The sequence below is a fragment of the sulfur-oxidizing endosymbiont of Gigantopelta aegis genome (assembly GCF_016097415.1).
GTDB lineage: Bacteria > Pseudomonadota > Gammaproteobacteria > GRL18 > GRL18 > GRL18.
Genome location: NZ_JAEHGE010000001.1, coordinates 3,970,751 through 3,983,882 on the forward strand (window position 1 = coordinate 3,970,751; position 13,132 = coordinate 3,983,882).

Consider the following 13,132-nt stretch of genomic DNA (forward strand, 5'->3'; position numbering starts at 1 on the left):
ATACATTGTGAATTGAAATTTATTAACTTTATATTTTTACCGAAAAATTATATCGGTCATAATAACGCACAACAGAAGAAAGACGATCACAGGTATCGGTAGAAAGACTGGATCTGCCATCAATAATATCCTGCAAAAATTCAATAATGGTTAAAGAGTAATGATTCAAATGGCTTGCCTGCACCATCTCAGACAATAACTTTATGAGATGTATTGATATCTTAAACTGAACTAAAGAACCCAAATTATCTGATTTTTTATCGATAACCGGCTTTTGTATCGCTAAATTTGCGATTAATTGTTCAAATTCTTCAATAAAAACATCCACTTTTTGACAAGCTTTAATTTTTGAAAGCTCTAGTTCAAAGCTATTGTCCGAAAAAAGCTTGTTCTCTAAACTACTATTATTCAAATAATCATCTAACGATAAATCATTAACATCCGTTAACTGACGAAACGCATCCGCTCTTAATGCCAAAGACTCATCATGCATTTGGATAATATCTTCTGCAGAATGAAAAACATCCAAATCATAAGATTGAGGGGCGAAAACGGGGCTTTCTAATTCTGGCATTGGGATCACAAAATAATAGATTGTTATATCTGTCTATTTTAGCAAATTACAATATTAGTAAATATAAAGGTTTACCTTAAAGACACTGTTTATTATTAGGGTTAACGGAAGGGATAAGTCTTAAACTTTATCTCTTCGTGTATTTCCATGAAATGGCAAAGGCAATGAAGGAGAGTATTCCAGAAACGGTGAAGGTCATACTGGGGCCGGCACTTTCCCATAGATAGCCGCCATATAAACTACCAATGGCACCGCCTAGACCAAAGCTAATGCTGCTATAGAGTGCTTGTCCCTTGCCTTGATTTTTACCCTTAAAATAACGATGAATATAAGCAATAGCGACTGCATGATAAATACCGAAAGTCGAGGCGTGAAACATCTGGGCAAACAATGTCAGGTAAAGATTATCAATATAAAAGCCAATTAATAACCATCTTAAGGAACCTGAGAACAAGCTGGCCAATAGCAGTGTTCTCAGGCCAAAGCGTTTACTGAGCCAGGGCATCAAGGCAAAAGCGAGGACTTCAGATAATACACCGATAGCCCACAACAAACCTATCCATGAATGTGTGTAACCATTGGCTTCTGCATAGAGGGAATAAAAAGTATAATAAGGACCATGGCTGGCTTGCACCAATAAACACGCCAATAACAAGGCTATGACTTGCTTGTTTTTTAAACAATTGAGAATTGAGCCATGACCGCTATCATGTTTGATACCTGAATGGTCGGTGACTAGAAAGCTGGACACAAAAATACCGGCTAAAAGCATAATAATTATGATGGGTAAATCAGCAATATCAATCAGTTTAAGCAGCATACCAACAGATACAACAGCGACTACAAAACCTAGTGAACCCCACATTCTTATCCAGCTATACTGATGTTCATTATGCTCAAGATGATTAAATGTCAGCGCTTCAAATTGCGGTAAAATAGCATTCCAGAAAAAGCTAAAGGCCAATAAAACAATGAATAACTGCCAGTAGCCCTCAGCCAGAAAGATGCCTGAATACCCCAACACTGATAGTAGTGCGCCAAGGCGGATCAGTGAGAGTCGATTACCTCGATGATCAGCAATCCAGCCCCATAAATACGGCGCAACAATTTTGGTTCCCATCATAACGGCCATTAGCTGACCAATTTCTACTGCGCTAAAGCCTTTATCGGATAAATAAAGACTTAGGTAGGGAATAAGCGCACCCAAAGTGGCAAAATAAAACCAGTAGAAACTGGAAAGTCGCCAATAAGGAATGTGCTTTATCAAGATTACTTAAATCTATCAGGAATAGGACTAGCAGGGATAATAGGTGTCTGGGATTGAACTGCAGAATTTTGTGCTGTATGACGCATAAGATGATCCATCAAGGTAATGGCCAACATCGCTTCCGCTATAGGTGTCGCTCTAATACCAACACAGGGATCATGACGCCCTTTGGTGATCACTTCGATTGGCTGGCCATCCATATCGACACTTCGTCCTGGTAAATGCAGACTAGAGGTAGGTTTCAGAGCAATATGAACACTGATATCCTGACCAGAAGAAATGCCACCTAAGATACCGCCTGCATGGTTGGATAAAAAGCCTTCCGGGGTAATTTCATCCCTATGTTCGGTACCCATTTGTTCAATGCAATCAAATCCTGCACCAATTTCAACCCCCTTAACGGCATTAATACTCATCATGGCATGGGCGATATCAGCATCCAGACGATCAAAAATGGGCTCACCTAAGCCTGGCGGCATACCAGTTGCCACAACAGAAACTTTAGCACCGATAGAATTACCTTTTTTACGTAAGGCATCCATATAGTTTTCCATTTCTTCAACCAGTTCTTTGTTGGGAGAGAAAAAAGGATTGCTATTAACATTATCCCAATTAAAATTATCATCACCGGGTTGAGCTGTTTTTATTGACCCTAATTGAGATAAGTAACCACGAATTTCTATACCATGCACATCTTTAAGGTATTTTTTAGCAATACCACCTGCCGCTACACGCGAGGCAGTTTCCCGAGCCGATGAACGACCGCCACCACGGTAATCACGAAAGCCGTATTTTTGTTGATAAGTATAATCCGCATGTCCCGGTCGAAATGTATTTTTAATATTGCCATAGTCTTTGGAACGCTGATCTTTATTGAGAATCAATAAAGAAATAGGTGTTCCAGTGGTCTTACCTTCAAAAATCCCCGATAAAATCTGTACTTCATCATCTTCACGGCGCTGAGTAGTATGTCTTGACGTACCCGGTTTGCGACGATCCAAATCAAACTGCAAATCGGCTTCACTCAGTTCTAGTCCCGGTGGACAGCCATCAACAATACAGCCAATCGCCTTACCATGGCTTTCACCAAAAGAAGTAACGACAAATAATTTTCCAAATGAGTTTCCAGACATAGCTTTCTTACGTATCTATTAATTAAAAGGTTAATAATGAATTTATATTGTAGCAATAATTATTACCTAATGGGGTTATAATATTCAAAAAAATGAAATACTCGCCGGGGGAAATATGCGTGTACTGATTATTGAAGATGAAATCCAGCTTCAACAACAAATTACCAGTCAATTAGAAGCAGAAAACTTTGTCGTTGATGTGACCGGCAATGGTAAGGAAGGTCTATTTTTTGCCACCGAATATCCTGTCGATATTGCCATCATTGATATTGGCCTACCCGAACTTTCCGGCATCGATATTATTAAACAGTTACGCAAAAATGCCAGCACCCTGCCCATTCTCATTTTAACGGCTCGCAGTCGTTGGCAAGACAAGGTTGAAGGCTTAGAAGCTGGAGCCGATGATTATCTCGTCAAGCCCTTTCACATGGAAGAATTGCTCGCACGCATCAACGCCCTGCTTCGCCGCGCCTCCAATAGCATCAGTGAACAAATTTGTTATGGGTCAATCTGTGTGACACCGGATAGTCAACAAGCAATGCTTAATAATAAGCACTTGGAACTAACAGAATTTGAATATAAAATTCTTGAGTATTTAATGCGCCGCCATGGCAAAGTTATTGCTAAATCTGAACTAGCCGATTATCTGTATCCACATGATGAAGATCGTGATAGCAATGTTATCGAAGTCATTACCGGACGGTTAAGAAAAAAGCTAGACCCGGACAATTCACTAAAACCAATCGAAACTATTCGTGGCAGAGGCTATTGTTTCAAGCTAAGCTGAAACATGAAAGACAATATGAAAAATGATATTAAAATAAAAGGCCTAAACCTGTTCAAGTTAAGTTCTATTAATAACCGTATTATTTTTACCAGCATTATTGTTGTCAGCGCCTTCATTGTTATCACCGGAGTCACTTTAGATAAGACTTTTTATCGCAGTGCCTATTCAGCCCTGGAAGAACGATTGACCGGACAAATCTATCTTATTATGGCTGATAGAGAAGTAATTGCCAGCAGCATTGACAATCAATATGCGCAAATTCGTCTGCCTCATAATGGTGTATCATCACACTTGTCTGCTTTTATTACTCTATCTGATGGCAAAGTTTTATGGCAATCAAGAGATGCTTCTGAAGCTGCAATTCCCCCATTAAATATCTTTAATAGCGGTACAATTGAACATGGCAAAAAAACCTTTCAACAATTCAAAAAAAATAATACACGCTATATTGCTCTGAGTATCGCTATTTATTGGGATCAGAATAAATCAGAACAACCATTAATTTATCATATCAGCGATGACCTGACCGATTTAAACAATACCATCTCAGATTACCAATATAAATTATGGTCAAATTTAATTATTATGTCATTAATGCTTTTTATTGCATTATTTATTACCCTGCGTTGGGGACTCAAACCACTAAGAGATGTAGAGCAAGAAATTAAGGCTGTCGAACAAGGCAAACAGGAGCAGTTAGTTCAAACTTACCCCGATGAAATTACTCCACTTACGCGTAATATCAACCAATTAATTCAATTTGAACGTCAACAACAACTACGCTATAAAAATGCCCTGGCCGATCTCTCTCATAGTTTAAAAACACCCTTGGCCATTATTCAAGGACAGGAAGCTCAAGGACAAAAATTGAATGATAACTTCAGCGCTGAGAATAGAGAAGCTTATCAAAGCACAATCAACAATGCGGTTGAACGAATGAACTCCATCATTGAATATCAATTACAAAGAGCATCATCTGCCAGCCCAACATCCCATATAAAAAACTTACTATTAGCGCCTGTTATGAACAGCCTCATCGATAGTATGAAAAAAATATACCATGAAAAAAATATCACCTTTAATATAAGCCTTGATAATGACATTTATCTGAAAATGGATGAAGGTGATTTTATGGAAGTGATGGGTAATTTATTAGATAACGCCTGCAAATGGTGTCACAAAAGCATTGATATTAGTTTTAATAGCCAGAAAAAACATTGGCTATCGAAGTCTCCGATGATGGCCCCGGCATAGCGCAATCACTACTGAGTGAAATAGGCAAACGAGGTGTACGTGCCGACCAATTAACACCGGGACATGGTGTTGGCCTGGCAATCGTTCAAGACATCGTACAGACTTATAATGGTCAAATTAATTTTAGCAGTGACAAAGAATCAGTGCGTGGCCTAGTCATCCATATACAATTTAAGCTGCACTGAAATAGTTATCCAACTGCTCTTTTATCAGTAAAAAGACACCCTCACCACCCATTTCAAATTCTAACCAATAAAAGGGCAAATCAGGAAAGTGCTCTTGCAAGGCATACTCACTATTACCGACTTCAACGATTAATATACCACCAGGGTATAAATGCTCTGAAGCCTGCTCAAGCATTGGAATCACTAAATCGAGCCCATCTTCACCTGCGGCAAGGCCAATTTCAGGTTCAGAGTGGTACTCGGCTGGTAAATTCGACATGTCTTCAGCATCAACATAAGGTGGATTTGACACAATAATGTCATATTGCTTGCCTTGTAAGTTATTGAACAAATCAGATTGGATTATGTTAACCCGATCAGTCAAACCATGCTTTTCAATATTCTGTAATGCCACATCCAAGGCATCTTCAGATATATCTACCGCATCAACTTCAGCATTGGGAAAATAATAGGCATTAGCAATTGCTATGCAACCACTACCCGTACATAAATCCAGAATTTGCTCTACTCTATCTTCTCCCGAGTCTGAATCAACATTCAACCAGGGTTCATAATGATTTTGAATTAATTCAGCAATGGGTGAACGTGGCACCAAAACCCGCTCATCAACATAAAAAGATAAGCCCGCAAACCAGGATTCATGAGTTAAATAAGCTGCGGGAATATGCTCTTTGGCACGTCGAAATAGAATATCGATAACCACTTTTTTTTCATTATTAGTCAATTTAGAGCTAAAATAAACTGAGTGTGTATCCGGCTCAAGATTTAAAGTATGCAAAACTAGGTAGGCAGCCTCATCAATAGCCGTTGAATTACCATGCCCATAAAACAAGTTCTCCTGTTTAAAAAGACTGGCTCCCCAACGAATATAGTCGGTAATCGTGTCGAGTGTATCCTGTATTTCTGCTATTGTGTAATTAATACTAGCCATTGTCATCCCTTAAAAACTAAAAATATAAGCATAGAAAAAAATATAAGCTATTGTACTATATGAATCCAATTATTTTTATTACTAACAACAACTATTCAGAAATAAACCTAAACTCTGTTAGAATTACACTTGAATCATAATTCTATAATTTGGTCAGATACTTAGGATCGGAAACAAACTAATGAAATCTCAACTTAAATCGTTACTCATTTTACAATTGCTATTAGCCATCTTAATACCGTCAATAAGTTATGCCATTGAATCTGCACAGAACTTTATTCAAAAAGCCCATCAATCCGAAAAATCGGGAGAGTTTAAAACAGCCTTAATACATCTTAAGAATGCTGCTTTAAAACACCCGAAAAACAAACAAGTAAAACTGGCTCTAGCAGAGCTTTATATACAGATAGGCTTTGGTCCACAAGCTGCAATTGAGTTGGATAAGGCTACATACCTGGGAGCAAAGAAAAATGAAACTCAATTATTGAAAATCAAGTCCAAGTTAATTCAAGGAAAATTTGTTGATGTCACTTCACAAATCAGCGATATTCTTAACGTAAATACACAAGATATTGGACGAATTAGAGCATTGCAAGGGCAAGCATATCTTAATCAGGGCAATGTTGAAAAAGCCAGAAGCTTTTTTCTACGTGGTTCTCGTCTAGCACCTGATTCATTAGAAGTAAAAATTGGTCTTGCGCGATTATATACCATTGATAAGAAAAACGACGAAGCAAAGGCAATTATTCAGTCTTTATATAAAAGCTATCCCTATAATAGCAATATCCTATTATTAGCGGGAAATATGTATCGTGAGGAACAAAAATATAAATTATCCCGTGAAGTTTATCAACAGGCTATAGAAATACAACCCGGCAATACGGCTGCACGATTAGGAATAATTACAGCCTATTTAGGTGAACGTGAATTTGAAAAAGCTGATATTGCTGTTGGTAAGTTACTTGATGTCGATGCTGAGCATGAAACGGGCAATCACCTGCAAGCCGTCATTGCATACGAATTAAAAAATTATACTAAGGCCTTACAAGCAATAAAAGTCATTGAAAAAAACAATAGAAACAATAAGGGGATACTTCTTGTCTCTGGTTCTGTCTACTATCAACTAGGAAAATACGATATCGCCGAAGCACACCTCAGAGAGTTTTTAAAAGTCAGGTCTAATGATTTAGGGGCACGAAAAATGCTAGCTAATGTGGCTATACTTAACCGGACACACAACTTAAAATAACTAAAAGATAAAAAGTGTGACCTAAAATGAATGATCAAACAAAATAAAAGCTATACATCAGAATTTAAAGAATCAGCTGTCAAATTAGCTAATGAGACGGATCAACCTGTTTCTCAGACTGCCAGGGAGCTAGGTGTTAATGTAAATACTCTACATACCTGGATCAGTAAATATTCCAAACCGGTGAAGACGGTAGCCAATAGAAGTGATGAACACATTTATGATGAAGTAAAACGTCTGAAAAAAGAATTGGCAAAAGTGATTCAGGAGCGTGATTTATTAAAAAGGCCACAGCGTACTTTGCAAGGGAAACTTTGTGAAGTACGCATGGATAACTGATCAGGCTAAAGATTACCCGGTAACGATTCTGTGCCGTTTTATGGATGTTTCCCGTAGTTGCTATTATGATTGGGTTAGCTCTCCTAAAACGGATAGAGAGAAAGAAAATGAAGCGCTTACTGAGCAGCTAAAAAACTGTTTGAAGACAGTCGCAAGACTTATGGAACCCGTCGTCTTAAAAAGAAAACTGGCTGAAAAAGGCGTTCATATAAGCCGCCGGAGAATTGGTCGATTAATGAAAAAAGCCGGTTTGTTTTGTAAAACGAAGAGACGCTTTAAAGCGACGACTAATTCCAAGCATAATAAGCGTATATCTCCAAATTTACTGGAAAGAGAGTTTACTGTCTCTCAACCTGATCGCTACTATGTGGGTGATATTACCTATATTGCCACCAAGGAAGGCTGGTTATATTTAGCGGTTGTCATTGACTTATTCTCTAGGCAAATTGTTGGCTGGTCGATGGATGAGCGAATGAAAGCCAAGCTAGTCAATGATGCTTTACTGATGGCCATATGGAAGCGTAAACCAATGGATGGATTGCTTTGGCATACTGACCGAGGTAGCCAATATGCCTCTGATAGTCATAGAAAAATATTGTCGGATCATAACATAATTCAGTCTATGAGCCGCAAAGGAAATTGCTGGGACAATGCTGTATCAGAGAGCTTCTTTCATAGTTTGAAAACTGAATTGACGCACCATTGTCGATTCAAAACCAGAGTAGAAGCAAAGCAGGCAATATTTGAATATATTGAGGTATTTTATAATCGGGAGCGACTTCATTCGGCTAATGATTATTTGTCACCAGTCGATTATGAAATACAGCAGGAAATAGCTTAAATCGATTGATTGAAGAGGGGTAAAAGGCGACATAAATGCCGCCCATTACCGTTGACGGCCATCGGCTCCTCAGCCTGTGCCGTGAAGATATTGTAACAGGATCATTACCGTTGTGAAAATACCTTGGGTGAATGGAACGGCTCTATCGTTCCAGAGGGCAAAGCCCTTTCTCTTCATCTATTTAAAGTTAACATGAGAAACTAAAATGATAGGAAATACAAAATGACAAAAATCACTTGAAACAGCCAAAAAAATATTTAGAAAACTGTCCGGAAAAGTGTTGACACATCAGAATACCCATTCATGAAGATCCAGAATTAGCCGTTTTACTATCGCAATTGGAGTTGTATGAAGAAATACCAGAGTCTCTCTATCAGGTCGTTGCTGAAGCATTAGCCTTTGCCTATATTGTCTCTGGCAAAAAGCCCAAAGATTTTTAGAGTGTTTTCTCTAAGGAAAACAAACGAAAATAATTATCCCGTGTTATTTTAGCGATATGTTCAACACTCGTCCCGCGTAAATCTGCGAGATATTCTGCTACATAGGCAACATAGGCCGGTTGATTCTTTTTGCCACGCATTGGCACAGGCGCTAGATAAGGCGAATCGGTCTCAATTAAAATACGCTCATCCGGTACTACTTTCGCCACTTCCTGAATAGATTTGGCATTTTTAAAGGTGACTATTCCGGAAAAAGAAATATAAAAGCCCATCGCAAGCGCCTTTTCAGCAGTGGCAATATCTTCCACAAAACAATGCATGATGCCGCCAATTTTATGGGCATTTTCTTCTTCTAGTATCTTTAAAGTATCTTCACGCGCATCACGGGTATGAATAATTAAAGGTTTGCCGGTTTTTATTGCTGTTTGTATATGCACCCGAAAGCGTTCCCGCTGCCAGGCAAAGTCTTCACCAAGAGGATCCGAGCCATCATTCATATAGTAATCCAGCCCCGTCTCGCCTATGGCAATCACTTTTACATCGTCTGCTAATGCCGTTAATTGTGTGACACTGACTTGACTCTCAGGTACATGACAGGGATGTAAACCCACCGAGGCAGAGACATTGGGGAATTTTTTAGCCGTCTCTAAAATTCGTGGGAAACTTTCAAGATCGACGGCAATGCTCAGGAAGTCACTGACTTGATTATCATTGGCTTGTGCGATGACATTGGCCATATCATTATCAAATTCAGCCAAATCAAGCATATCAAGATGGCAATGGGAATCAACTAAATTAAGAGGCATATTTTAAGCAATTTGATGAGGATTTATGAGGTTAATATTTGTGAAGGTTTTAATTATATTAATTAAGTTACATAGTATGGGTAGGTCGATCTGACTTTAACGCACCAGCCAGATAGGTTTCAATTTTCTTTTGTGCCTGACCATTATCCTGATCACTGAATTGCACACCCACACCAGCAGCACGATTACCCTGAGAACCAATCGGTGTAATCCAGACAATTTTGCCAGCAACGGGAAGCTTGTCTTTTTCTTCTAACAAGGTCAGAAGCATGAATACCTCATCTCCTAACTTGTATTGTTTGTTGGTAGGAATAAATAAACCACCATTAGAGACAAAAGGCATATAAGCAGCATAGAGTGCATTTTTGTCTTTAATCGACAAGGATAAAATACTTTGTCTTGCCTGACCGGGTCGCATCATAGTATGGAAAACTCTCTCATATTATTTGAAACTTATTATAATGAAAAAAATTTATTTATGTATACTAACATAAAAATAGCTCAAATTTTGCAATTTTTCCAGTCGATTAATAACTTTTCAAATAATAAATTAATATTAATTTGCCCCTGAATTTCATAATAGGCCTTATTAATTGCATCAGAGAGTTTTAATAGCTTCTTAATAGACAATTGTGTGGAAATAAGCGTCATTTTATCCTCTAAATCGGTATTGGTGATAAGTGATAATTCACAGCCATGAGCAAGCCGTGCGATGTCAGATACTATGGCATCCAACCAGTAAATAACATCATAAGCCATAATGGGAAGCTGTTTGTTTTTACTCGGCTTTAGCTTACTAGAATTGAGCTTACTGGCTTTTACTTTAGGCATTTTTGTTGCTTTAAGTTTTGTGAGTTTGAACAACGACTCGGCAATGGCCACAGGATCGGTCGATGCTATGATAATTGATAATAAGTCATTCACTATTTGTTGACGACTATCCAATTGCGTACTCTGCGCCAAATGCAATGCCAGTAAGGGTGCGCCAGCAGCCAATGATAATAGTAAATTGGCATCCCTAGGGGTGCTATTTTCTATGGTATCGGGTAAATTGCCTTGTAACCACTGAACGGCTTGCTGAGTTTCAGGTAATGGTAAGTCAATGGTCTGACAACGGCTGCGTATTGTTGGCAATAAGGCCTGTTTTTTGTTGCTTAACAAGATAATAATGGTATTAGCAACGGGTTCTTCAAGGGTTTTAAGCAGGCTATTGGCAGCATTGACATTCATGCTTTCCGCAGGCTCAATAATGATCACCTTTCGGCCTTCCATCTGGCTGCTCATCACACTCCATTGAATCAAGTCACGAATTGCATCCACAGGAATGACCTTCTTATCCTCTGGCGTTGTAATGTAATTGAAATCAGGGTGGTTCCCCGCAGTAAACAACTGACAGGCGCGACAGCAGTGGTTATTAGCATGTACTTCAGCGGAAGAATTAATTTGGCAAGGCTCTAATAAACCTGATTGAGGATTCACTTGTGGTGACCTACAGAGCAGACCTCTGGCCAGAGTATTGGCCAATACTTTTTTACCAATGCCTGAAACACCTGCGAGTAATAAGGCATGGGGAAAGTGCTCTGATTCTAGTGGCTTGACATATATTTTCTGCCATATTGTCTTCTGCCAGGGATAGTAGCTAGTATTCATTATTGAGTCGTTAAATTATTCATTACAAGTGTCAATTGCTCTTGCACTTCAGTTATTGAATGGCGAGTATCAATAATATGAAAGCGCTCAGGATTCTCTTTAGCTAATTTTAAATAGGCATCACGAATACGATTAAAAAAGCTCAATTGCTCCTGCTCAAAGCGATCCGTTTCACCCCGCGCACGTACTCGTTCCATGCCTAAATCAACGGGAATATCTAATAATATCGTCGCATCAGGACGTAAATCGCCCTGTACCCATTGCTCTAATTGGGCAATTTTTTCCCATGACAAGCCGCGACCACCACCCTGATAAGCATAGCTGGCATCGGTAAAACGATCACTGATCACCCATTTTCCTGCTTCCAGAGCTGGAATGATTAATTCGTTCAAATGTTGGGCACGTGCGGCAAACATTAATAATAACTCGGCATCGTCACATAGGGCCGTATTGTCCTTATCCAACAATAAATCTCTCATTTTCTCAGCAATCGGTGTGCCTCCCGGCTCACGAGTACTAATAAATTCAATGTTTTTAGCGGTTAAATACGCCTGAACAAAGAGCAGATTAGTAGACTTCCCTGCCCCTTCAGAACCTTCGATAGTTATAAATTTTCCCTTAACCATATATTTTTATCACTTTTATTTTTTCTTTAAAATATACTTTCGTACTGCTCTATTGTGCTCTTTTAGCGTCTTGCTAAACTTATGTCCGCCGCTGCCATCTGCAACAAAATATAAATACTTGCCCTTGTCAGGATGCAATACAGCATGAATCGCTTCACGTCCGGGGATTGCAATCGGTGTTGGGGGTAAACGTTTAATTTGATAGGTATTATAAGCTGTTTTCTTATTTATATCTCGACGTCGAATATTGCCCTTATAGCTGTCACCCATGCCATAAATAATGGTCGGATCAGACTGTAGGCGCATTTTTTTATTCATTCGGCGAATAAACACCCCGGCAATTTTACCACGCTCACTACTCACTCCGGATTCTTTTTCCACAATAGAGGCAAGGATCAAGGCTTCATAAGCTGATTTTAAAGGTGTTTTTTTCTCACGTTTTACCCATTCATCGGCCAGAACCGCCTGCATATTATCGTAGGCACGCTTGAGAAACTGAAAATCTGTCGTACCCTTGGGGAATTTATAAGTATCAGGGTAGATCAATCCTTCTAAACGCATCGATTCGCTGCCTAGCTTATTAGCTAAAGCGGCTTCAGTTTTACTATTCAGGGCTTGAGCAAACTCAGCAGTTTTGACTAAATTCGAATCTTGACGAATACGTGCTATGGTTTCTTTAAATGTCCAACCTTCAACGATGGTTAAGGCATATTGATTCACCTTGCCTAAAACAAATAAATCAATCACATCCACCACTGTCATTCCGGATTTAAGGACATATTCACCAGCTTTAATTTTTTCTGCCTTATGCGACAAACGAGCATAAATGCGAAAATATTCAGGCTGCTGGATGATATCTTTTTGTCTTAAGTTTTCGGCAATATTTTTAACGCGATCACCTTTATTGACAGTAAACAAAGACTCCGATTGATGCTTTGAAATAGCAATCGGCTTACTTAAAGACAAGCTATAATCATTCCAAAACCAGGCCGCAACAGCTGTGCCAATCACAGCAAGAAAAAGCAATAATATCAGTAATTTTTTTATCAT

16 protein-coding genes are annotated in these 13,132 nt (G+C 38.8%); 7 read left to right on the plus strand and 9 right to left on the minus strand.

From position 1 onward, the window contains the following. Positions 1–28 precede the first annotated feature (28 nt). The 3 genes from JEU79_RS20640 to aroC all read right to left on the minus strand — a co-directional run bounded on the left by JEU79_RS20640 (position 29) and on the right by aroC (position 2,974). Positions 29–574: a hypothetical protein gene (locus JEU79_RS20640; protein WP_198265584.1), complete on the minus strand. Its 546-nt coding sequence runs from the start codon at positions 572–574 to the stop codon at positions 29–31. Between the two features lie 127 nt (positions 575–701). Further along, a complete protein-coding gene (locus JEU79_RS20645) occupies positions 702–1,841 on the minus strand; it encodes an MFS transporter (RefSeq protein WP_246540435.1) in 1,140 nt (379 codons plus the stop codon). Between the two features lie 2 nt (positions 1,842–1,843). Beyond that, positions 1,844–2,974 carry a chorismate synthase gene (aroC, locus tag JEU79_RS20650; protein WP_198265585.1) on the minus strand — a complete coding sequence of 377 codons (1,131 nt, stop codon included), beginning with the start codon at positions 2,972–2,974 and terminating at the stop codon, positions 1,844–1,846. Between the two features lie 115 nt (positions 2,975–3,089). On the opposite strand from aroC, the gene JEU79_RS20655 reads away from it, so the two are divergent. From JEU79_RS20655 to JEU79_RS20665, 3 genes are read left to right on the plus strand one after another with little or no spacing between them, the layout of a single operon-like run. Next, entirely contained in the window at positions 3,090–3,761 is a 672-nt protein-coding gene (locus tag JEU79_RS20655) for a response regulator transcription factor (protein WP_198265586.1), read from the plus strand. A 15-nt stretch (positions 3,762–3,776) separates the two neighbouring features. Next, the gene (locus JEU79_RS20660; RefSeq protein ID WP_198265587.1) at positions 3,777–5,015 is read left to right on the plus strand and encodes a histidine kinase dimerization/phospho-acceptor domain-containing protein; all 1,239 of its coding nucleotides are present in this window, start codon (positions 3,777–3,779) and stop codon (positions 5,013–5,015) included. Continuing rightward, positions 4,979–5,200: an ATP-binding protein gene (locus JEU79_RS20665; RefSeq protein ID WP_198265588.1), complete on the plus strand. Its 222-nt coding sequence runs from the start codon at positions 4,979–4,981 to the stop codon at positions 5,198–5,200. The genes JEU79_RS20660 and JEU79_RS20665 overlap by 37 nt, the downstream gene beginning before the upstream one ends. On the opposite strand, the gene prmB is transcribed toward JEU79_RS20665, so the two are convergent. Next, positions 5,187–6,131 (minus strand): 50S ribosomal protein L3 N(5)-glutamine methyltransferase, encoded by a 945-nt coding sequence (gene prmB, locus JEU79_RS20670; protein WP_198265589.1) that lies wholly within the window; start codon positions 6,129–6,131, stop codon positions 5,187–5,189. The genes JEU79_RS20665 and prmB overlap by 14 nt on opposite strands. A gap of 181 nt (positions 6,132–6,312) precedes the next feature. On the opposite strand from prmB, the gene JEU79_RS20675 reads away from it, so the two are divergent. The 4 genes from JEU79_RS20675 to JEU79_RS20685 all read left to right on the plus strand — a co-directional run bounded on the left by JEU79_RS20675 (position 6,313) and on the right by JEU79_RS20685 (position 9,000). Continuing rightward, positions 6,313–7,380 carry a tetratricopeptide repeat protein gene (locus JEU79_RS20675; protein WP_198265590.1) on the plus strand — a complete coding sequence of 356 codons (1,068 nt, stop codon included), beginning with the start codon at positions 6,313–6,315 and terminating at the stop codon, positions 7,378–7,380. A gap of 30 nt (positions 7,381–7,410) precedes the next feature. Beyond that, on the plus strand, positions 7,411–7,719 hold the full coding sequence (locus tag JEU79_RS26985) for a transposase (RefSeq protein WP_246540436.1): 309 nt from the start codon (positions 7,411–7,413) through the stop codon (positions 7,717–7,719). Beyond that, the gene (locus JEU79_RS20680) at positions 7,697–8,560 is read left to right on the plus strand and encodes an IS3 family transposase (protein ID WP_198263029.1); all 864 of its coding nucleotides are present in this window, start codon (positions 7,697–7,699) and stop codon (positions 8,558–8,560) included. Before JEU79_RS26985 ends, JEU79_RS20680 begins: the two co-directional genes overlap by 23 nt. A 299-nt stretch (positions 8,561–8,859) precedes the next feature. Then, positions 8,860–9,000, plus strand: a complete 141-nt coding sequence (locus JEU79_RS20685; protein WP_281401088.1) for an EscU/YscU/HrcU family type III secretion system export apparatus switch protein — start codon at positions 8,860–8,862, stop codon at positions 8,998–9,000. Here the strand turns inward: JEU79_RS20685 and JEU79_RS20690 are convergent. The 5 genes from JEU79_RS20690 to mltG all read right to left on the minus strand — a co-directional run bounded on the left by JEU79_RS20690 (position 8,997) and on the right by mltG (position 13,132). Continuing rightward, on the minus strand, positions 8,997–9,806 hold the full coding sequence (locus JEU79_RS20690; protein ID WP_198265591.1) for a TatD family hydrolase: 810 nt from the start codon (positions 9,804–9,806) through the stop codon (positions 8,997–8,999). The genes JEU79_RS20685 and JEU79_RS20690 overlap by 4 nt on opposite strands. Positions 9,807–9,873: 67 nt before the next feature. After that, a complete protein-coding gene (locus tag JEU79_RS20695; RefSeq protein ID WP_425511156.1) occupies positions 9,874–10,227 on the minus strand; it encodes a PilZ domain-containing protein in 354 nt (117 codons plus the stop codon). 80 nt (positions 10,228–10,307) lie between these two features. Next, positions 10,308–11,456: a DNA polymerase III subunit delta' gene (gene holB / locus JEU79_RS20700; RefSeq protein WP_198265592.1), complete on the minus strand. Its 1,149-nt coding sequence runs from the start codon at positions 11,454–11,456 to the stop codon at positions 10,308–10,310. Further along, a complete protein-coding gene (gene tmk / locus JEU79_RS20705) occupies positions 11,456–12,082 on the minus strand; it encodes a dTMP kinase (RefSeq protein ID WP_198265593.1) in 627 nt (208 codons plus the stop codon). Before tmk ends, holB begins: the two co-directional genes overlap by 1 nt. Before the next feature lie 15 nt (positions 12,083–12,097). After that, positions 12,098–13,132 (minus strand): endolytic transglycosylase MltG, encoded by a 1,035-nt coding sequence (gene mltG, locus JEU79_RS20710; RefSeq protein WP_198265594.1) that lies wholly within the window; start codon positions 13,130–13,132, stop codon positions 12,098–12,100.

What these genes read in the sequence shown, in the direction of transcription:
- JEU79_RS20655 (WP_198265586.1), top strand. Translation starts at nt 3,090, where the DNA reads ATGCGTGTACTGATTATTGAAGATGAAATCCAGCTTCAACAACAAATT.
- JEU79_RS20675 (WP_198265590.1), top strand. Translation starts at nt 6,313, where the DNA reads ATGAAATCTCAACTTAAATCGTTACTCATTTTACAATTGCTATTAGCC.
- JEU79_RS26985 (WP_246540436.1), top strand. Translation starts at nt 7,411, where the DNA reads ATGATCAAACAAAATAAAAGCTATACATCAGAATTTAAAGAATCAGCT.
- holB (WP_198265592.1), bottom strand. Translation starts at nt 11,456, where the DNA reads ATGAATACTAGCTACTATCCCTGGCAGAAGACAATATGGCAGAAAATA.
- JEU79_RS20690 (WP_198265591.1), bottom strand. Translation starts at nt 9,806, where the DNA reads ATGCCTCTTAATTTAGTTGATTCCCATTGCCATCTTGATATGCTTGAT.
- JEU79_RS20660 (WP_198265587.1), top strand. Translation starts at nt 3,777, where the DNA reads ATGAAAAATGATATTAAAATAAAAGGCCTAAACCTGTTCAAGTTAAGT.
- prmB (WP_198265589.1), bottom strand. Translation starts at nt 6,131, where the DNA reads ATGGCTAGTATTAATTACACAATAGCAGAAATACAGGATACACTCGAC.
- aroC (WP_198265585.1), bottom strand. Translation starts at nt 2,974, where the DNA reads ATGTCTGGAAACTCATTTGGAAAATTATTTGTCGTTACTTCTTTTGGT.
- JEU79_RS20640 (WP_198265584.1), bottom strand. Translation starts at nt 574, where the DNA reads ATGCCAGAATTAGAAAGCCCCGTTTTCGCCCCTCAATCTTATGATTTG.
- tmk (WP_198265593.1), bottom strand. Translation starts at nt 12,082, where the DNA reads ATGGTTAAGGGAAAATTTATAACTATCGAAGGTTCTGAAGGGGCAGGG.
- JEU79_RS20695 (WP_425511156.1), bottom strand. Translation starts at nt 10,227, where the DNA reads ATGATGCGACCCGGTCAGGCAAGACAAAGTATTTTATCCTTGTCGATT.
- mltG (WP_198265594.1), bottom strand. Translation starts at nt 13,132, where the DNA reads ATGATAAAAAAATTACTGATATTATTGCTTTTTCTTGCTGTGATTGGC.